21 protein-coding genes are annotated in these 18473 nt (G+C 40.4%); 8 read left to right on the forward strand and 13 right to left on the reverse strand.

All coding sequences use genetic code 11. The features are described 5' to 3' along the window. Positions 1–87: 87 nt before the first annotated feature. The 6 genes from HRU23_02385 to HRU23_02410 form a co-directional block, all read right to left on the reverse strand. On the reverse strand, positions 88–855 hold the full coding sequence (locus HRU23_02385) for a hypothetical protein (protein ID NRA52968.1): 768 nt from the start codon (positions 853–855) through the stop codon (positions 88–90). A gap of 154 nt (positions 856–1009) precedes the next feature. Continuing rightward, positions 1010–1225 carry a hypothetical protein gene (locus HRU23_02390; protein ID NRA52969.1) on the reverse strand — a complete coding sequence of 72 codons (216 nt, stop codon included), beginning with the start codon at positions 1223–1225 and terminating at the stop codon, positions 1010–1012. Between the two features lie 46 nt (positions 1226–1271). After that, complete coding sequence (locus HRU23_02395) at positions 1272–1961, reverse strand: pseudouridine synthase (protein ID NRA52970.1); 690 nt, start codon at positions 1959–1961, stop codon at positions 1272–1274. 196 nt (positions 1962–2157) lie between these two features. Further along, the gene (locus HRU23_02400) at positions 2158–2901 is read right to left on the reverse strand and encodes a metallophosphoesterase family protein (GenBank protein NRA52971.1); all 744 of its coding nucleotides are present in this window, start codon (positions 2899–2901) and stop codon (positions 2158–2160) included. Between the two features lie 407 nt (positions 2902–3308). Further along, positions 3309–3779 (reverse strand): hypothetical protein, encoded by a 471-nt coding sequence (locus HRU23_02405; protein NRA52972.1) that lies wholly within the window; start codon positions 3777–3779, stop codon positions 3309–3311. Positions 3780–3917: 138 nt separating this feature from the next. Then, complete coding sequence (locus HRU23_02410) at positions 3918–5111, reverse strand: multidrug effflux MFS transporter (protein ID NRA52973.1); 1194 nt, start codon at positions 5109–5111, stop codon at positions 3918–3920. A 119-nt stretch (positions 5112–5230) separates the two neighbouring features. On the opposite strand from HRU23_02410, the gene HRU23_02415 reads away from it, so the two are divergent. The 3 genes from HRU23_02415 (at position 5231) to HRU23_02425 (ending at position 7138) form a co-directional block, all read left to right on the forward strand. Beyond that, on the forward strand, positions 5231–6157 hold the full coding sequence (locus tag HRU23_02415) for a LysR family transcriptional regulator (protein NRA52974.1): 927 nt from the start codon (positions 5231–5233) through the stop codon (positions 6155–6157). 455 nt (positions 6158–6612) lie between these two features. Next, complete coding sequence (locus HRU23_02420; GenBank protein NRA52975.1) at positions 6613–6861, forward strand: type II toxin-antitoxin system Phd/YefM family antitoxin; 249 nt, start codon at positions 6613–6615, stop codon at positions 6859–6861. Continuing rightward, positions 6851–7138: a type II toxin-antitoxin system RelE/ParE family toxin gene (locus HRU23_02425; protein NRA52976.1), complete on the forward strand. Its 288-nt coding sequence runs from the start codon at positions 6851–6853 to the stop codon at positions 7136–7138. Before HRU23_02420 ends, HRU23_02425 begins: the two co-directional genes overlap by 11 nt. Before the next feature lie 81 nt (positions 7139–7219). On the opposite strand, the gene HRU23_02430 is transcribed toward HRU23_02425, so the two are convergent. From HRU23_02430 to HRU23_02450, 5 genes are all read right to left on the reverse strand, one after another. Beyond that, positions 7220–7495 (reverse strand): HNH endonuclease, encoded by a 276-nt coding sequence (locus HRU23_02430; GenBank protein NRA52977.1) that lies wholly within the window; start codon positions 7493–7495, stop codon positions 7220–7222. 295 nt (positions 7496–7790) lie between these two features. Then, positions 7791–8732, reverse strand: coding sequence for a hypothetical protein (locus tag HRU23_02435; GenBank protein ID NRA52978.1), 942 nt, complete (start codon positions 8730–8732; stop codon positions 7791–7793). A 417-nt stretch (positions 8733–9149) separates the two neighbouring features. Then, a complete protein-coding gene (locus tag HRU23_02440; GenBank protein ID NRA52979.1) occupies positions 9150–10382 on the reverse strand; it encodes an NADH:flavin oxidoreductase/NADH oxidase family protein in 1233 nt (410 codons plus the stop codon). Then, positions 10375–11019 carry a TetR/AcrR family transcriptional regulator gene (locus tag HRU23_02445; protein NRA52980.1) on the reverse strand — a complete coding sequence of 215 codons (645 nt, stop codon included), beginning with the start codon at positions 11017–11019 and terminating at the stop codon, positions 10375–10377. The genes HRU23_02440 and HRU23_02445 overlap by 8 nt, the downstream gene beginning before the upstream one ends. Positions 11020–11339: 320 nt before the next feature. Beyond that, positions 11340–11849: a hypothetical protein gene (locus HRU23_02450; GenBank protein ID NRA52981.1), complete on the reverse strand. Its 510-nt coding sequence runs from the start codon at positions 11847–11849 to the stop codon at positions 11340–11342. Between the two features lie 388 nt (positions 11850–12237). Here HRU23_02450 and HRU23_02455 point away from each other — a divergent pair, with 388 nt between their 5' ends. Both HRU23_02455 and HRU23_02460 read left to right on the forward strand, forming a co-directional pair. Next, positions 12238–12564 carry an EthD family reductase gene (locus HRU23_02455; protein ID NRA52982.1) on the forward strand — a complete coding sequence of 109 codons (327 nt, stop codon included), beginning with the start codon at positions 12238–12240 and terminating at the stop codon, positions 12562–12564. Positions 12565–12685: 121 nt separating this feature from the next. Next, positions 12686–13765, forward strand: a complete 1080-nt coding sequence (locus HRU23_02460) for an alkene reductase (GenBank protein ID NRA52983.1) — start codon at positions 12686–12688, stop codon at positions 13763–13765. Positions 13766–13778: 13 nt separating this feature from the next. Here HRU23_02460 and HRU23_02465 read toward each other — a convergent pair whose 3' ends face one another. Together HRU23_02465 and HRU23_02470 are read right to left on the reverse strand one after the other, a co-directional pair. After that, positions 13779–14684, reverse strand: a complete 906-nt coding sequence (locus HRU23_02465; GenBank protein ID NRA52984.1) for a LysR family transcriptional regulator — start codon at positions 14682–14684, stop codon at positions 13779–13781. Positions 14685–14929: 245 nt separating this feature from the next. After that, a complete protein-coding gene (locus tag HRU23_02470) occupies positions 14930–15742 on the reverse strand; it encodes a RecX family transcriptional regulator (GenBank protein NRA52985.1) in 813 nt (270 codons plus the stop codon). Between the two features lie 187 nt (positions 15743–15929). On the opposite strand from HRU23_02470, the gene HRU23_02475 reads away from it, so the two are divergent. From HRU23_02475 to HRU23_02485, 3 genes are all read left to right on the forward strand, one after another. Beyond that, entirely contained in the window at positions 15930–16544 is a 615-nt protein-coding gene (locus HRU23_02475; protein ID NRA52986.1) for a glutathione S-transferase family protein, read from the forward strand. A gap of 307 nt (positions 16545–16851) precedes the next feature. Continuing rightward, entirely contained in the window at positions 16852–17697 is an 846-nt protein-coding gene (locus HRU23_02480) for an EamA family transporter (GenBank protein ID NRA52987.1), read from the forward strand. Further along, complete coding sequence (locus HRU23_02485) at positions 17684–18271, forward strand: rhodanese-like domain-containing protein (GenBank protein NRA52988.1); 588 nt, start codon at positions 17684–17686, stop codon at positions 18269–18271. The genes HRU23_02480 and HRU23_02485 overlap by 14 nt, the downstream gene beginning before the upstream one ends. Positions 18272–18473: the final 202 nt, after the last annotated feature.

An 18473-nucleotide genomic window follows, 5' to 3' on the forward strand; every position in this document is an offset into this window, starting at 1 on the left:
CTCTATTTATTGCCTAATCAAACCAGGTATTTAACCATGCCTGGTTTTTTTAAGTGTTGTTATAACGCCTTTCTGTTAGCGCTCAAGTTAGAACTTGCCATTTTCATTGTTCCATTCACTGCGTGGTGGAATGGTTTCACGCGTATCCCAATGCTCGACAATTTTGCCATTCGCGAGCCGATATAAATCGTAAAATGACGTATCACGCTTATCGACAGAGCCCTCGCATACCGACAGCACAAAATTACCTTGAGCCAATACTCGGTGGCGCTTTTTGTATTCAATGCTAACGCCTTGGTCATGACTCTGAACGGTCAGAGCAGCGCGCAATGCTGGCAAGCCATCGGCCACTCGAGCATTGTGCTCGGTGTAAGAGTTTGCACAAACAAAATCCGCCAGCCGATCAATTTGACCATTGATTAGCACGTCAGCGACAAATGCTTGAATAACTCCCCTGTTGATTTCAGTTTGTTCAAGATCACAGACATTAACTTCGCCATCTACCATGCTATGTCCCGACGAGTTTGGCCCTTGGCGTGATTGAATATTGTCCCAGTGCTCAACAGTTTGCTCACCTTCAAATCGAAACACTTCAAACCCAATTTTCGAGCTAGCAAAATCATATTCGGTATGTCCGAACACGTAATCACCATCAGAAAAAATACGCACGATATTGACCTTAGGCGAGCTTTTAGCGATCCGTTTAAAAAGCGCCGCCAACCCTTCACCGCCTTCGTGAGTTAGCGGATTGTGCTGAATATATTTGTTCGGATTAACGACGGCAACAGACGCGGGATCGCCTGTTTCAATTCCTTTTAATAACGTACAGATTTGCGCTTGGCGTTTTGAGGTCATAATTGGCTCCGTTTAATCATTAAGCTGTGACACTAACCTCATCATTAACATCAAACTCAGCACACATCTAAGCATCAATTAAAATTAGACACTAAAAATCGTGCGTGTTTTATTGTTGTTAATGTGGCTTGTTAGGTTACTAAAAGTCAGACGATTAAAGGCTTTCAACCATTTTTTTAATTTTTACTGCTTTTTCAAAGTGATCTAATTTATGAGTCATAATCCACCATTGCGCGGCTTCCATTAACAGCGCTGGATCATCATTTTTGTTGGCGAAAAAAGCGTAAAATGACAAACCAACATTGGTGCCTTTTTTCTCAATTTTTTCATCACAGACTTTAATAACTTTTAATCTCAGACTTGCTCTCATACTACTCCCTCTATTTCGTTAATATCAAGTGAACGTAACTGCTAATTTAGCGGGTAAATGACTGCACTTCGCCCGGGGTTAAATAGCGCCACTGTCCTTGTACAACATCTAGCGTTACTTGGCCAATTTTTTCACGATGTAACGAAATAACCCGATTGCCAACAGCCGCAAACATTCGCTTAACTTGATGAAACTTACCTTGGGTTATGGTTAACAGCACTTCTTTAGCACTGATAATCTCTAAGGTTGCTGGCAAGGTTAATTGCTGCTCACCTTGTAATTTAACGCCCTTGGCAAACCTCGCTGCAACATCGTCGCCAATGGGCTGAGACAAACCAACTCGGTAAACTTTTTGACAATGCTGGCTCGGACGAGTGATATTAAACGACCAACGTCCGTCATCAGTTATTAGCACTAAACCTGTCGTGTCAGCGTCTAAACGCCCTGCTATATGTAATTCAGAGACATTATCAACGTTGATGTAATTAAATAAAGACGGATAAACTTCATCGATGTTTGAACAAATAGTATCGGCTGGTTTATTGAATAAAATGTAACGAAAATCGCGCGTTTTAAGCCGCTGCCCATTAAGCGTTACTTGGTTGTTTTCATGAACCTGAGTTGCTTGCGTTGTCACAACATCGTCATTAACCCTGACTTGGCCAGCATTAATCAGCTCGGTTGCTTCACTTTTGGTTAACTCGGTACTTTTACAAACAAATTTATCTAAGCGCATGGCAAACAACATTATAACGACGGGGAAAAGCAGTCATTATCCCCGCTCTTCGATAATTAGCAACAGCTAGCAAACCAGCAATAAAGCCATGCGACGTTGGATAAATGGGGCTCGTTCTACCGCGACTATGTCTTTGCGCTTGCTACTGCCCAGCTCGCTAGCAAAATGCTAGTCATAAACGCTTTTCTGATTTACCTTACACTGCCCGCCCAGTGGTTAAGAAGTGCACCCAATCTGTTCTCGCTCTTTTATTACATTCAGCCACGGCTAGCTCGACATTGTAGGGCACCTTAATATGCAGAATATTCCAGCTGCCCGACGTATTATCAACGATTGAATACGACGCCATAGGGTTAAAGCTTTCCATTGAATGCACCACAGGTTCATCGTCTGTGTATGCTTGCAGCCCAACGCTGCCAGGGTTTATAACGAGTTGCCCAGTGGTTAAACCAACCGTTCTCGGTGTGTGGGTATGCCCACAGCAAATGAGTTTAGATTGTTGCCCCTTTAACAATTGAATAATCTCACTGTCGCCACGTAAACGCGCATAACCAAGCTCAACGTTTTCGAGTAAATAGATTAAATCGTCGTCGGGTGTGCCATGACATAAATAAACATCGTCCGTTAACTGAGCATCAAAGGGTAAAGACTTCATCCATGCTATAGGTTCAACGCCGAGATCGTCAATAATAAATTTCATCGTTGGGTTTGTAGCAATTTCAGCCGCGGTCGCTTCAAATATTTGCCGATCTTGATTACCACAAATGGTCACCATTTGATGTTGCATTAACAGATCATAAGTTGCTTTAGGCGCAATGGGCCCGTAAAGAATATCTCCGAGGTTTACCATTGTATCGACACAATGTTTTTTTGCGTCGGCAATAACCGCTTCTAAGGCAAACACATTACTGTGAATGTCAGACAATACTGCAATCTTCATGCTTTCCTCTTGAGGCATCAGTGATGCTACGCAGCATCGGCTGCATTGCTATTATTAAATATAAAGTAAAACAATCGACATGGTATGCGCCACTGTCGACTCTTTATCACCGACCGGTGCTACATAATCCATTGCCGACTGTGCTGAAATGGGGCCAGCTAACTAGGGTTTAATAGTTAAAGACCATAATTGAGATTGTTCAGCGGTTCAATCATTAAGTCGCTGATCAGATGAAATATTATTTATGGCAGGTTACAAGATACAGAACGCTCAAAGGATCGCTTTGCAACTAAACGGTGCCTATTAGCCTGCACGGCAGGCAGGCAACTATCTACCGTGTAAGAAAGTCCGAACTCGAATATTCACAGACAATTTTCAGGGCACAGCTAAAACATAAGAATAACAACTTAACTGATTTGTATGCACTGAGCCTGCACATTAGTGTTTAAGCTTAAGATCATTTCATCTGCCCAAAAGACCCCACGAATACTAAAGCCAATAAAAAGAATAATTATCGATGCCAACAAAGCAGAATGTGCTTTAGCTCGCCAGCCGTAGACATATTTTGTCGGTTTAAAGACTTTTTCTCCTGGCAGCGGGCTTTGTCCAACTTTCAATATTGTATAAATTCTTGGGCCGGTAAAGGCTAAAAAACCTAAACCAGCAATGAGCGGTAAACCGACGAAAGAGAAATAAATCACAACCTCGGTCCCTGTTATAGCGCCATAACTATAACAATGGGCATTTTCTGCGTATGTTTCAAACCATGGCAAAAAAACATATTGCACCATCAAAAACAAAACAAAAGACCAAGCTAAGGTTTTTACTAATATGCCAAAGCGTTCTTCTTTGGAATACTCAGGTGCAAATTTATTCATTAGCGTTAACGGCTCTCTAGGCTGAAACATTCCGGATAGTCTGTCGGAACATTTTCAGGATATTTTTAATAAGTGCTTATTAAATACTATCAGCTGTGATTGAAATAACCAGTTAATCCAAGGCTAAGTGATAACGACTTACAGCTTTGTTATCAACGCAATTTGGTACAAAACGCTTTTTGACTTAGGCAGTTTCCATACGATAAAAACAGGCACAAAAGTAAAAATCATCAAAGCTAATTGCTCTGGCGCATTAAGCGGCAATAACTGCAACAAAGACACCACAACGGCCGCCCCGCTCATTTGAATAAATCCTAACAATGCTGACGCAGTACCTGCATTCTCGCCAAAAGGCGACAGCGCTTGCCCGGTGCAAGTGCCCATCAATAACGAAATCCCTAAACAACTAATCATTACTGGCAGCATAAAAGCAAACGGATGTTGCCATTGCAACAACGCTAACATCAGCAAACCCGCGCACAGAATAATAACCATGCCTAGCCCAATGGTTGGTCTAATGCCCAGTTTGGTTAATACCTTTGGTGCCAGAAAATAAGCAATAATATTGAGCGCGGCGTTGCAACTAAACCAAAAAACAAAACCTTGCTGACTCTCGCCTAAATGAATCATTAACCACGCTGGTGAGCTGGTCACAAAAGCCAAAATTATCGACATGGTCAACATAACCACGGTTGCATTAAACACAAATAGCGGGTTTTTAAGCATTGGCATAAATCGATTTATGCTAAGCAATTTTTTATCGAGAAGGGTATTACTTGGCCGTGTTTCAGGTAACGCAAAAACAATAATAACCACAGCAAAGGCGGCATAAAACGCCATTAACTCAAAATTACTGCGCCAACCAAAATGCTCGGTCAGCACACTACCTAACAACGGCGCAAGAGCCGGCACGCAACAAGTAATGCTGCTGAGATAACTGTAAATCACCCCGCTTTGCATTGGGTTATACCTATCTCGGACACTGGCAAAAGCAGCAACCACAATTGCACACGCACCAAAACCTTGCGCTATTCTAAGCATTAACAACATTTCAAGACTGGTTGAAAAAACACAACTCAGTGATGCGACCCCATAAATTACAATGCCGCCAATGGCGACAGGACGCCGGCCATATCGGTCGGCTAATGGCCCACTAATTAACTGCCCCATGCCCATGCTAAGCAAAAATGCGCTAATGCTCCATTGCATTTGGCTAAGCGATACTGAAAAATCTTGCGCCATTAGCGGCAACGCAGGCAAAAACAAATCGACCGCCAGTGGGCTAAAAACAACCATTATCATCAACAATGGCAAAGAACTTCGAATGGTCATCTCTATCTCCTAAAACAAGTGGCAGGAGTATATGGTATTAGCGATATGAGCAGAAATGAATTATCATCACCACGATTATTCCAAAGTGGAATACTGAATGTAACGAGGTCTAGGCGGTTATGAATAAGCTCGATTTAAATTTATTGAAAGTGTTAGAGATTTTACTTGAGGAACTCAATGTTACGGCAACCGCCAATCGTTTAAACTTGTCACAATCGGCAGTAAGCAAACATTTATCACGATTAAGAACCATGTTCGATGACCCGTTGTTTGAACGCACGGCACAAGGCTTAAAACCGACACCACGCACACTAGAACTCGCGCCACAGTTACGCCAGATTATTCAACAATTAGAGCAACTGACTCGCCCTAACGCATTCGAACCAGCGCTAAGTGAACGCCAATTTAGTTTGCATATGTCAGAAGCGGCCTACTCTTTAACGCTGCCTTTCTTTATGCCCAAGTTATTATCACAAGCACCAAACGTGCGCTTAAAAACCCAAACTTGGCACAAAACAAGCTTAAACGAACTGCAGCGATGCGAAGTGGATATGGGCATTGCCTGTCGCGAATGGGATCAGCGTTCGGCGTTACATATTAATCAAATTCCGCCAGATATTAACCACGCCGAACTATTACAAGATCACTCTTTATGCCTTGTCCGAGAAGGCCACCCTGCGTTAAGTAAACCATGGAGTATTGAGACATTTTTGCAATACCGCCATATCCAAGTAACGTTAGGCGGTGTCGAACATTGGTTGCTTGACGAAGTGCTAAAAATAAAACAATTGCACCGCGACATTGCCATAGACATGCCCGACTTTCACAGCGCAATGATCTTATGCGAGCACAGCGATTTAATCTTATGCGCCCCCGCGCGACATGTCGCCAAGCTAGCAGTCGGTTTTAAGTTGCAAGTATTACCAATGCCCATTGAAATGGCCCCAGGCGCCTATGTTTTGCTGTGGCATAAACATTATGAACACGACTCTGGCCATCGCTGGTTACGCGAACTGATTATTAATGGAGTAGCAGAGAAAACATGAGGTTGAACATCTAATACCGTTGCAAGGTGGATTGGCTTCTACACCGGTGTGGATATAAAGCGTCTTAAAAAGAATTGTGCCGATATCAATCATTACTACGGTAATTAGCCACTAAAAAATAAGCCCCGTTTGAAGTGATACCTGACTTTATTTTGTACTGTCTTCTATTTAATAAAAAGAGGTGAAATATCTAACTCATTAATTAACTAGTTATTTGTTAGCTAAATAGTTATCCGTGCCCTTTTTAATATCTTTCTTTTAACATCTTTAGACTAGATTTATTCAACGGTTAATAGCTTTCAATAAGGTAAAATAGTGCAGCTAACGCGACACAAAAGTCAGACTAATGCCTTGACTGCGAGGGAGCGTCCATATAAGTCCCTTTTTACGCTCCTTGTTAAGCCTACGACATCACTTTATAATGACCTAATCAAAGACCGATTAAAGGACTTATTATGACTACTCGAATCTTGGCAGAAATTGCCGCAAGTATCACAGAATTAAAAGCAAACCCTATGAAGGTTGCAGCTAGTGCATTTGGTGAACCTGTTGCCGTTCTAAACAGAAATGAACCTGCCTTTTATTGTGTTCCTGCGGCTGCGTATGAAATACTAATGGATAGATTAGAAGATCTAGAACTTATCGCAATTGCAGCGGAACGAATGAATGAACCAAGCATTTCGGTAAATATAGATGATCTATGATCTCGAGTTTAAAAAGAGTGCTTTAAAAGAATGGAAAAAACTGGGCGCGACTCTGCAGGATCAATTCAAGAAAAAGCTCCAAGAACGGCTTAGTTTCCCTCATGTTGTTTCTGCCAAATTGTCTGGTTCAGATAATATGTATAAAATAAAACTTCGCCAATCAGGCTACCGCCTAGTCTATACCGTCGAAGATAAAATCATCACGGTCACTGTGTTAGCTGTCGGTAAACGCGACAAAAGTGACGTGTATCGTAAAGCAATGCACAGACTCGACTAGTAGGTTTAACGCCCAAATATTGGGTAAATTAAACTTGTTGTCCACCTCAGGGCGTGTTGTTATATGGTAAACCCCAAATAGCTAAAGTTGACCTTTAAATTGCTCTTTTAGTTTTTCAACGCTTATCCAAGGCTTATATCTATGAATAACTCGATGGCAGTTAGCACATAAAAGTGCTAAATCTTCAGTTTTAGTTTTTTCTCCAACTTTAGTATCAGATAGAGGGTTTTTATGGTGACACTCAATATAATCTTTACCTCTAATACCGTATGTTTTAGTAAAATTAAAATCACAAACTTCACAAGCTAAAACCAAGCTAGCAGTCGGTTTTAAGTTGCAAGTATTACCAATGCCCATTGAGATGGCCCCAGGCGCCTATGTTTTGCTGTGGCATAAACATTATGAACACGACTCTGGCCATCGCTGGTTACGCGAACTGATTATTAATGGAGTAGCAGAGCAAACATGAGGTTGAACATCTAATACCGTTGCAAGGTGGATTGGCTTCTACCTCGCTGTGGGTATAAAGCACCTTAGAAATAGTTGTGTCGATGTCTATTTTTAGGGACAAAAAAGCATACTTTTTTAGTCTTTTTGATTGGGTAGCTACTTAGTTGCGTTTACACATTGTAAATTGGGTAAAGTATTGCCGTTATAGCGGCAATACTTGTGCACTTGCTTTGCTTCTTGTTTGAGCTAACGTTGGCATATTGTCTTGGTTAAATTGTTCAACTTCAACGTCTTCACCAAAAACTTCACTTAACATAGCCATCATGCTAGCAGTGTCGGTGTCATGCATTTGGTCGTAGCTATAAAACGGTTTAAGTGATTCTCTGTCAATACCTTTAGCATCAGCTTGTTCTTTTATATTAAGATTAATATCCACATAACCTTTTTCGTTTATGCTACCAACAATTTCACCTCCCACTTTAAATACGGCAGTTTGTGGCGCATGGTTGTATAAAATTCTTTGTTTTTCTAGGTCATCTGCTTTTTGTAAATTAAGGTAGTAACTATTCTCCATATTTAGAACTTCTTCATCAACATAAGAGCTTAAACTATAGCCATTAAAAATTTCAAACGATTCAGCTCCAGTCGGCCCTTTTCCTTGTTCAAAGGTTTCAATCGAAAAGTCTTCCCCGTATTTTTGTGTAAGTAAATTATTTAAAGTATCAATATCCCCATTAGCTTGATTAATTAAATTGCTAAAATTGCTCTTTGAAGTAACGCCGCCTGTATGTTGGAATATAGCAACAACTTCATCGCCAACACGTATTATTGCTTTGGTGTCTTGCTGGTTAGCTACATTAGAAAAATGATCTTTATATTGCTGAATATGTTGTGGTGAACCATCATGGAGAGAGATGTTTTCCATCTCATTTATTCTATCCGCCATTCCCGGTATTTTCGAAAATTCTTCAAAGCTAAGAAAATCATATTTATAAGAAAGCTCAACAGTGCCCTTTATTGAAATGCCTGTTGTTGTATTTTCGCTAGTCGAAAAATCGCTTTTGTCATTCGACGTTGCTTTTGTTTGATGGTTGCTTGTTCCAAATACACTTGAATATCGATTCGTTGAATTAGTTACTTGCATCTTCACACCTTCTCCTGTGGTCCTTTATTAAGAATACATTTCAAAAGCAAAAACTGTACCATTTAAATAAAAAAGGACTCTCAAGTAATTTAGGTGCTAAATATCTAGAAAGCCCCCTATTATTTAATCTAGGAATCCATTTCACACTATTTGTAGTGCCAAAAAATTAATTTGTCGGGAAAATATAAATAGAATGTCAAAATTTGATGCAATAAACCATCACCAGTACTCGTTACGTTATGTTACTGAAGGTAATTTATTATATGTTTACTAAAATCAGCCAACGCCTTTGTAGCAGCGGTAGTGATGTTCATTAGCACGACGAACACAGCGAGATATACCGTGGTAATAAGGCGTGGCTTCCAGTAGGCGCACTTGTTGCACCGTCTCAAGCCTGTAATGTTGTTCGAATAATATTTAAGCTCGACGTTTTTTAAACGCGATTAATCCAATACTTGAAATTGTTTTTATGACAGAGAGCCAAGTGCTCATATTTGGTTTAGGGGCTTTTTTATTGCCTATGCGACTGAGTTGATGTTCGTACCAAGTAATATTTAACATCGCCATAAAGTCTAAGGTTTTAACGCCCGTGGTTAACGTTTTCAACGATATTTTATGACATTCGTTTGCGAGTAATTTATTAGATACATTAGGATCAACCGCTAATGGTCGGGCAATACCAATCATATCTGTGGCACCTGATTTAAGCGCTTCCTCCATTGCGGGGGCCGATCTAAACCCCCCCGTTACTACCAAGGGTATTGTTAACACTTCTTTGGCTTTTTCAGCATATTCCAAAAAGTATGCTTCACGCTTTTCAGTGCTCGATTTTACATTACCGCCCATCATCTTGGGTTTTTCATAATTTCCCCCTGAAATCTCAATCAAGTTTATGCCATCATCTTGTAAGGTTTTCATCACTTGAATTGAGTCTTCAGCACTAAAACCACCTTTTTGAAAATCAGCAGAATTTAGTTTTATACCGATAGGAAAATCATTTCCTACACGTAGCCTAATCGCTTGGTAAACTTCACGAACAAAGCGCATTCTATTTTCTAAACTACCTCCCCACTTATCTTCGCGGCGATTGTGATGAGGCGATAAAAACTGATTGACTAAATAACCATGAGCACCGTGAATTTGCACCCCAGTAAATCCTGTTTCCTGTGCCTTCTCAGCGGCGAATGCAAAATCGTCAATGATAGCCAATATTTGTTTTTCACTAAGCGCTCTAGGCGTATTAAAGCTACTTTGTAAGGCTTTCGCTAGTGGAATAGCCGATGGCGCTACCGGTTCTGTGCTTAAGAACTTTGGGCTTTGTTTTCCTGGATGATTAAGTTGCATCCATATTTGGGTGTTGTTTTGTGTTCCGGCTTGTGCCCATTCTTTGAACAGTGATAATTCAGAATGTTTATCAAGCACGACATTTTTAGGTTCACCTAAAGCTGTTCTATCGATCATCACATTGCCTGTGATCAATACACCTGTCCCACCTTTTGACCAAATATCATAAAGATGCACAAGTTGAGGAGTTGGCGCAAAATTGTTGTCTCCTAGCTGTTCACTCATCGCTGATTTAAATAATCGATTTTTAGCAGAATAATTGCCGGTAATGACAATGGATGAAGTAAGTAGTCTTTTATTAGACATTAAGGTTATCCTTGAAATAATGAGAGCAGGAGGCCATCTTTGTGTGCCCTTGATCTGTTAATAACAGACGAACAAATGTAGCTAAACGATGTAAAACAATATCTGGATTATTGCTCACTTGAAATTCAAGTAAGCTACCTTGCCAATGATTATAAAAAGATGAGGCTAAGTCTTCTGCTTTGAGATCATTGCGAACATCACCTTGTTGTTGAGAACATTTTAATAATAACGTGAGAGTTGATATCCAAGCGGCTTCAACGTTAATTAAAGTACGGCGACATAACTCACTAGACTGTGCGATTTCTGATGCCATAGCACCGATTAAACACGCACCACTTTCACTGGTATTCACTTTCTCTTGAAAACACAACCAAAAAGTAATAATCGCAGATTCGTTTTTAAACGTTTTCAAAAAAGATGAAAACTCTTCGGAAATAACGGTTGAATAATAAGTAATAATTTCTGAAACAAACTGTTCTTTACTGGTAAAAAAATTGTAAAACGACCCTTTAGGTACATTCACGGCATCAAGAATTTGTTTGATGCCTGTGCCATGGTAGCCGTTATCAATTAATAAACGCATGCCTGTCTCTAGTAGCTTTTGTTTTAAATGATCATTTTTTCTAGGTCTTGCCATCGATTAATAACCTGTTGCCTTTTAACTCGAGGCAGTTTAAAGACGGTCGTCTTAAAATGCAATAAAAGATTTAACCAACCAACAATAAACGCATTACTTTGCTCAATCGAATCACAGATTTTCGATAAGAAATGGAAAGTTATTTTTGTTGAGAAATAAGGTGACTATTGATTTTATCAAGTAGTTTATGACCAAAATAGGCTGTGAATTATCACTGATTTTCTTTCATTTTCCGCATTAAAAAACATGTTGGGCTTGGGTTTAGGTGTGTCGTATAGCGAACTAAAACTTACCCACTGTTTAGCCCGCTTAAAGCCTTATTATGTTTTAAACCACGATTTATAGAGGGGGTTTGATTCTTTCATGTCCATGTACAACCAAACCATGCGATCAACGAACCATGCTTTAAATGCCATTACCCACAAGTTACCGAGTATTAAAACCCATAGATCTAAGAAATAAAGGCCATATATAAAAAACGGTAGACCCATTGCTGATAATGATTGAAGAGTACGGCAAGCTTTAAGGTGATGAATTGGTATCACTTCATTTTCACGATTTAAGTATATTCGCTCCCCAAATGTAGCCATTGATGCCCAGTTATTTGTCGTGCTGGGTGCGCCGAATATACGAGGGTTTACCCAAACCCACAAAAAAGACAGAGCAATTAATGCTACCGAATAGGCATCAATCCACTCTCTTGACCAAAAGGCTAAAGAGATCAATGGCAACGTTGTAAATCGGGTGTAGACGCTCCAAGGGTTGGAATGCCTTTTCCATGTTTCATCATCCATCGACATTGCTTTTTCAGCATACTTAATGATATCCACCAAAACCTCTTTGAAACATAACGTGGCTGTAGAATTAACCATTCTTAGCTAAATTTATAATATGTGAGAACAATAATTGAAATTATTCAATATTTCAATTATTTAGTTACTGCTCTGTGATGATTTAATTCGTAGTGGTGTAGAAGATACTGAACGCTAAAAAGGCGGTTTGCGGCTGGCGCTAATCTTTGTTTTTCTCAGTGAACCCCAAACTTTACCTGCATGATAATAAAGCGAGTGAACGAGTTTAAAAAACACCGAAAGCTACCAATTCCACTTTTTATTGTAGAGAATTTGTCGTCAATGTTACGAACTTATACCTGTTTATCTCTGTTATGCATTCCATCATAGTTACCGCCAGATAAACACTCACCTTTAAGAGTTAATTATGTCTATAACAACTGGTTTTAAACATGTCGGTCTTTTGCAAAAGCGAAAGGAAGATACCTTCGAGCAATTCGTCAGTTACTGGGAGCAAGTCCACACTGAAATAGCACTGCAATTACCGGGATTAAAAGGGTATGTACTCAACCCTATCGATCGCCGTAAGTATCCTGATTCGCCTATAGACGGCTTCTCTGAACTTTGGTTTGATTCACTAGCGGATGCCGAAAAGGCCTTTGCTTCACCAGTAGGTAAAAAAGCTTACGACGATGTAAGTAACTTCATTGCTAAGTTAAGCGTCACTTACATCACCGAAATCAAAAAACGCTAATTAGCCCCTTGAAGATCACAATCACATGATTCAATTTTGGATTAAAAATGAAGAGACGTTCCATGAGTAAATTATTAACCCATTTAAACTAGGCAGTCTGCAGCTGGCTAATCGTGTAGTGATGGCCCCAATGACACGAGCGCGTATTGCCAATAACGAAGACGCTGCAGATAGTGATACCGCGTTGTATTATGCGCAAAGAGCCTCAGCTGGGCTAATTATCACTGAAGGTTCACAAATTTCACGCCAAGGACAAGGGTTCTTATTTACACCCGGTATCTATAGTGAACGTCAGGTAAAAGGATGGAAGGCAACGACCAAGGCGATTCATGACAATAATGGCAAGGTGTTTATCCAACTATGGCATGTCGGTAGAATGTCACACACCAGTTTACAACCTAATGGACAAGCCCCAGTAAGCTCAGTGGCAGAAATTGCTGAAAACGGCACTTGCTTTGCACTTAATGAACAAGGGAAACCCGCACAGGTTCCTGTGTCCAAGCCCAAAGCCTTAACGATTGAAGAAATCGCCCTAATAAAACAAGATTTTGTACAAGCCGCGAAAAATGCCATTGAAGCGGGTTTTGATGGTGTTGAAATTCATGGGGCAAATGGCTATTTAATTGAGCAGTTTATCAATGCAACGTTAAATACCCGCAGTGATATTTATGGGGGTAAAAACATTAACAACCGTATCCGTTTAGCGTTAGAAATTGTAGACGAAATTTCTAATGCGATTGGCTCAGAACGTACCAGTATTCGACTCGCTCCTTTGGGGCGTTTTGCTGGTATGTCTGCTTTCGCTCAAGAAGAAGAAACTTGGTTACAGTTAGCCAGTGAGCTTTCTATACGAAACCTGGCTTATGTTCACTTAAGTGATCAAGAGACAATCGGCGCTCAAGCAATACCGAAAGGATTTACTGAAAAGTTTCGCGCTGCATATGATGGCATATTAATGATTGCAGGAGGCTTTGATAAGGAGAAAGCAGATCGATACCTCAATGAAGGTACCGTTGATTTGATCGCATTCGGTCGCCCCTTTATTTCAAATCCTGACCTTGTCAAGCGGATGAAAAACGACTGGCCACTCGCACAAGCCGATCGTGCTATCTTCTATGGGGGCGATCAGCGTGGTTACACCGATTTTCCCAATTATACGGTAGAAACAGCAGCAGTCAGTGAGCAAGCTTCATCAATTTAAATCACTAAATCATTTAACCAAAAGTGCCTTTACGTGCTTCTTGCAATAAGAAATCAACCGTATAGCGAGTCTTCGGCAGAAGATGGCTGCTCTTCGGCCAAAGAAGATGAATTGGCACTTCGTATCCCGCGTGTTGTGTTAACACCTCAACTAACTCACCACGGCTAAGATGATCTTCAATTAACCATCGTGGTAACTGGCTAAGTCCCTGCCCTGCTAATGTCGCTTCAAGTATTGCATCACCATATTCATGCCCAACGGGCGGCGTATACAAACGTGTGCTGCCGTCTGGCTCTTTCAATCGCCACACCACAGCCTGTTCATGACGAAAGCCCAGAACACATTTATGCTGTTGAACGTCTTCTATATTTTTTGGATTACCGTGACGTGCTAGGTAAGTTGGTGCGGCACAAATAACTAATTTTTGCGTAGTGAGCGATCTTACAATTAATTCACTGCTGTCTTTCAATTCACCTATCCGAACCACAAAATCAATGCCGTCTTCGATTAAATCAACAAAACGTTCACTGAATGTAATCGAAAGTGACAGTGATGGATGACGCTCACTAATTTCTAGTAATAAAGGCATAATCAACTTCCGACCAAAGGCGGCAGGAAGATCGACTCGGAGTCGTCCAGACGGACTCTCAATATGCTGCGTTAATACCGACTCAGCATGCTCCATTATATTTAATGCCTCACGACAGCGACTCAAATAAAACTCTCCGTCTGCGGTTAAGCTTAAACGTCGGGTTGAACGATGAAGTAGCTTTAATCCTAATTTTTGTTCCAGACGGCTGACACTTTTTGCTACTGCAGATTTTGTCAGTCCAAGACGCTCGGCAGCAGCGGTAAAACTGCCTAACTGTGCTGTGGTTACAAAGGAGTAGAGGCCATTAAAATTATCTTTCTTTGTCATAATCAATCGCTTCGCTGATGAGTGTCATTGTTTTTAAATGGTGTTTGAATTGGTGTTTGTAAACCCAAATAGCACTGTACTACCGGCTCCCAACAGGTTAAATAAAATAATAACGTTTTCAATAAATATCTGTGGGATTTTATGTTTGTGCTTACCCTCTTTTATTGCATCGGCTAGGCGAGCACAGCCTCTAACCGTGATAGCTGCTGTGGCGTATCTAGCCGTTAGATATTAAAAAACACATGCTAATTTTCTTGTTCGGGTGACATTGTTTCTTTGATTTCATCACTGGTGAAGCCTTTTCGTGACAAGTAAGCATAGGCCTTTGATTTCTCTTTATAGTCAGATAAGTCATAGCTTTTTTTGGCGAATTGATCTTTGCAGCTCTGATAAAAGTCGATATCACCAGCAAGTTCGAGTTGGTATAACGTTTCTTCAAATTCACTGACATCGATAAGGCGCTGTTTTAATTCATTGAGAATTAGCGTTTGCCCTTTACCTTTGCGGTATAGCTTAAAGATTTCCGTTGCTAGTTCGGCTTTTTCAGCTTGTATGACCATTTTGCTGCGCAGCGAATCTTTTTCAGGGTGTTGTGACAGCGCCTGATCTATTTGTGGGCGAGTAAAGCCGCGGGTTGTCATTTGGGCGTACACTTTTTCTTTGCTAATACCGTCGAATGTTATAAACCGAGACAGTAGTCGATTGCTCGCCATTTCATCGAAATTAATATCTTGTTGTTCAATGACTTGCTCTATTGCCGTTTCAATATCACTGGAGGATATTCCGCGCATTTTTAATTTGCGTTGGATGGCTGCTTTTCCTATTTCACTGCTAAATGCAGACTCGCAATAACGGATCGTAAATTCAAGGTCACTCTTTAGATAACCATGTTCGATAACTTGGGCAAGCACCTTTTCTATCCACTCAAGATTGTCTGTTTTACGTTCTAGCTTGGTACGGATTTCAGCAATCGTAAAATCTTGTTGGCTTAAGTGCCAATAAGCACTATTAAATACGTTATCGATGGTTTTTGCTTGTCGAAGTGGCGGGCGTTGCATAGGAAAAGTCTTAATTTAAAGGTCAGCGGCGCTAGTGTAACAGAACCCTAAGAGTATTAATAAATTGGAATGTATTTGTAGCCTTACACGCTTTACACAGATCTGTGCAAAAACACTTGCAAACATCACTCGATTGCCATAACATTTAATTACACCGACCTGTGTAATTATTTAATAAGGTATATTTATGGAAATCTACAGCTTCTCTTACTCACTTCCTTCGTATCGTGCTCGTCTAACGGCATCTATGTTAGGTATTAATTTTAAAATAGTTAATGTTGACCTCATGGCTGGAGAACATAAAAGCAAAGATTTTATGGCGATCAATCCATTAGGAAAAATCCCTGCACTGATCGACACTGTCGACGATAAAAAAGTGACCGTTGCTGATTCAATGGCGATCGTTCGTTACCTAGCTCGCCGTAGCTTGAACAGCGATTGGTATCCGGAAACTAAAATCGATGTCGCTGCAAAAATCGATGTGTATTTATCTCTTGTTGCTAATGAGCTCTTTGATTCTGTCGAAAAAGGACGAATTATCAAAGCTTTCAAAATGATTGATGAAACCGAGTATCCGGCATGTTCGAAGCTTGCTTACGAGCTATTTGAAAACCTCAATACTGATCTTGCTGAGTCAGCATTTTTAGTATCACAAAACATAACCATTGCTGATATTGCCGTGTTGTCGACACTAGTTTATCTGGAAGAAGCAGGACTATCTCTTGACGGCTATTCTCACATAGCACGCTGGATCAAAGACATGAAAGCGACAGCTGGCTTTATTGAACCAACATTGATGTAGCAAACCTGAGTACCGAACAACCAAATTCCCAATAAGATAATTACCCTCACAGAGGGTGATTATCCGTCCATTTGAATATTCGTATTCACGGCGCACCAAATGCCTTCCTGAACAATCGAACGGTCAAAAATCCACGTCTAAGAAGTAATAATATGAACAATGTAATTGAAACTGATGCTGATCATTATGATAGCTCGGTAGCGTATGCCGCATTGGCTGCTGCACTAACGACAGGTCGCGAAGCACTCGCCCGATGTCGAATATTCAGTGCTGTGTGTGCATGTGGGTATATTATGAAGGAGCCGGCATGTATACGTTGCTAGGTGCGATGGTATTCGTCGTGTGGGGTTTGCTGCCGATCTATTTTCATCAGCTTGGCGATTATGATCCGCTGTTAATATTAGCGCATCGAATTTTATGGTCGGGTGTCATCCTTATCATTATTGGCAGCATTAAAACTGAGCTAATACCAAGTCGTCACGAACTGACTGGAAAAAATATCATTCTGGCTGCTCTTGCGGGCATGCTAATGAACATTTCATGGTTGGGCTTTGTGTACGCCACCGTAACGGGCAACCTTATGGCCGCTTCACTTGCTTTCTATATTACTCCAATTTTAGTCTTCACTTTTGGGTTCATGCTGTTTCGTGAGCAAGTGAGTCGTCACCAAATAATCTCGCTGGTGTTAATGATTATTGCTGTCGTGGTATATGGAATAGTAGAAAATAACTTTCCGGCACTGAGTTTGCTTATCGCTTTATGCTTTGCAATGTATTTGGCAGTAAAGAAAGCGATGAATCTAAGCACTTTTAGCAGTATATTTCTTGAAACCATTATATTTCTGCCAATAGCGCTGGTGTATATTTTGTATAACGAACAGACTTTTCATTCGAATGCTGACTTTATGTTATTAGTTGGCACAGCGCCATTACAACTGCTTGCTGTATTTATGCTAACAATTTCACTGCATAAAACACCATTAAGTAAAATTAGCTTATTCCAGTATATTGAGCCGACATTGCATTTCATGTTGGCGATTTATGTTTTTCAAGAGTCAGTATCCAATGGTCAACGATATGCGCTCATCATTATATTGGCCGCTATTATTATCGCCTCTATGAATTGGGATAAGCGCAAATATGCTCACGATTGATACAAGAACTGGCGAACAATTTATTCAGGGGCATATCCCAGGGAGTATATTTGTAGGGCTTTTGGGTGGTAATTTTGAGTTTTGGTTTAAACAGGTTGTACCTGACTTAGAACAACAGTTTAGCGTAGTATCTGCCCTTGCAGATTTACATGGCATCACTGTTAAACTTGTTGAGATGGGATATAGGAATTTTGTTATCGATGAAAAGTCGCCCCACTTGTGCGAGCCATTTGTTAAATCGCATTGGTTGACACAAAGTGTACCTAATATAAAACCATTAGAGCTCAAATCATTAGTTATCAATCCATTATTTTTCAAGACATTTGCTTTAAAAAATGGACTCAAACATTTTTGCATTCTCGATGTCCGTGAAGAAGAGGAAACTAAAAAGATCCGTTGGAATGGCTCTGAAAATTTACCGCTGTCTGAGATCTTGATGGGTGCCGTGCCATCAGAAAATAGAGATTACTACGTCCACTGCGCTGGAGGTTATCGTTCCCTGATCGCGATATCTTATCTTAACTATCGTCAATTATTTAGACTGACCAACATTGAAAATGGTATGGATGCGTAGATAAAAGCCAATGTTTCAATAGCGTAATTTTGGACAGCCATCTAATAATTTCACGCGTGAACTAGTTTGACAAACACCAGTACCAGAGCAATATATAATGGCACGGCGAACAATAGCGTTATCAACAACAAGGTTAAATGATTCTCCCGCTACCGAAAGAATAGCGGGCAAAGCAGTAAGTGCCCTTACATTTAGCCTAGTT

This window comes from Gammaproteobacteria bacterium, assembly GCA_013214945.1.
Taxonomy (GTDB): domain Bacteria; phylum Pseudomonadota; class Gammaproteobacteria; order Enterobacterales; family Psychrobiaceae; genus Psychrobium.

Bases quoted from the DNA above. Each gene is read 5' to 3' on its own strand.
- HRU23_02385 (NRA52968.1), bottom strand. From the start codon at position 855: ATGACCTCAAAACGCCAAGCGCAAATCTGTACGTTATTAAAAGGAATT.
- HRU23_02390 (NRA52969.1), bottom strand. From the start codon at position 1,225: ATGAGAGCAAGTCTGAGATTAAAAGTTATTAAAGTCTGTGATGAAAAA.
- HRU23_02395 (NRA52970.1), bottom strand. From the start codon at position 1,961: ATGCGCTTAGATAAATTTGTTTGTAAAAGTACCGAGTTAACCAAAAGT.
- HRU23_02400 (NRA52971.1), bottom strand. From the start codon at position 2,901: ATGAAGATTGCAGTATTGTCTGACATTCACAGTAATGTGTTTGCCTTA.
- HRU23_02405 (NRA52972.1), bottom strand. From the start codon at position 3,779: ATGAATAAATTTGCACCTGAGTATTCCAAAGAAGAACGCTTTGGCATA.
- HRU23_02410 (NRA52973.1), bottom strand. From the start codon at position 5,111: ATGACCATTCGAAGTTCTTTGCCATTGTTGATGATAATGGTTGTTTTT.
- HRU23_02415 (NRA52974.1), top strand. From the start codon at position 5,231: ATGAATAAGCTCGATTTAAATTTATTGAAAGTGTTAGAGATTTTACTT.
- HRU23_02420 (NRA52975.1), top strand. From the start codon at position 6,613: ATGACTACTCGAATCTTGGCAGAAATTGCCGCAAGTATCACAGAATTA.
- HRU23_02425 (NRA52976.1), top strand. From the start codon at position 6,851: ATGATCTATGATCTCGAGTTTAAAAAGAGTGCTTTAAAAGAATGGAAA.
- HRU23_02430 (NRA52977.1), bottom strand. From the start codon at position 7,495: ATGGGCATTGGTAATACTTGCAACTTAAAACCGACTGCTAGCTTGGTT.
- HRU23_02435 (NRA52978.1), bottom strand. From the start codon at position 8,732: ATGCAAGTAACTAATTCAACGAATCGATATTCAAGTGTATTTGGAACA.
- HRU23_02440 (NRA52979.1), bottom strand. From the start codon at position 10,382: ATGTCTAATAAAAGACTACTTACTTCATCCATTGTCATTACCGGCAAT.
- HRU23_02445 (NRA52980.1), bottom strand. From the start codon at position 11,019: ATGGCAAGACCTAGAAAAAATGATCATTTAAAACAAAAGCTACTAGAG.
- HRU23_02455 (NRA52982.1), top strand. From the start codon at position 12,238: ATGTCTATAACAACTGGTTTTAAACATGTCGGTCTTTTGCAAAAGCGA.
- HRU23_02460 (NRA52983.1), top strand. From the start codon at position 12,686: ATGGCCCCAATGACACGAGCGCGTATTGCCAATAACGAAGACGCTGCA.
- HRU23_02465 (NRA52984.1), bottom strand. From the start codon at position 14,684: ATGACAAAGAAAGATAATTTTAATGGCCTCTACTCCTTTGTAACCACA.
- HRU23_02470 (NRA52985.1), bottom strand. From the start codon at position 15,742: ATGCAACGCCCGCCACTTCGACAAGCAAAAACCATCGATAACGTATTT.
- HRU23_02475 (NRA52986.1), top strand. From the start codon at position 15,930: ATGGAAATCTACAGCTTCTCTTACTCACTTCCTTCGTATCGTGCTCGT.
- HRU23_02480 (NRA52987.1), top strand. From the start codon at position 16,852: ATGTATACGTTGCTAGGTGCGATGGTATTCGTCGTGTGGGGTTTGCTG.
- HRU23_02485 (NRA52988.1), top strand. From the start codon at position 17,684: ATGCTCACGATTGATACAAGAACTGGCGAACAATTTATTCAGGGGCAT.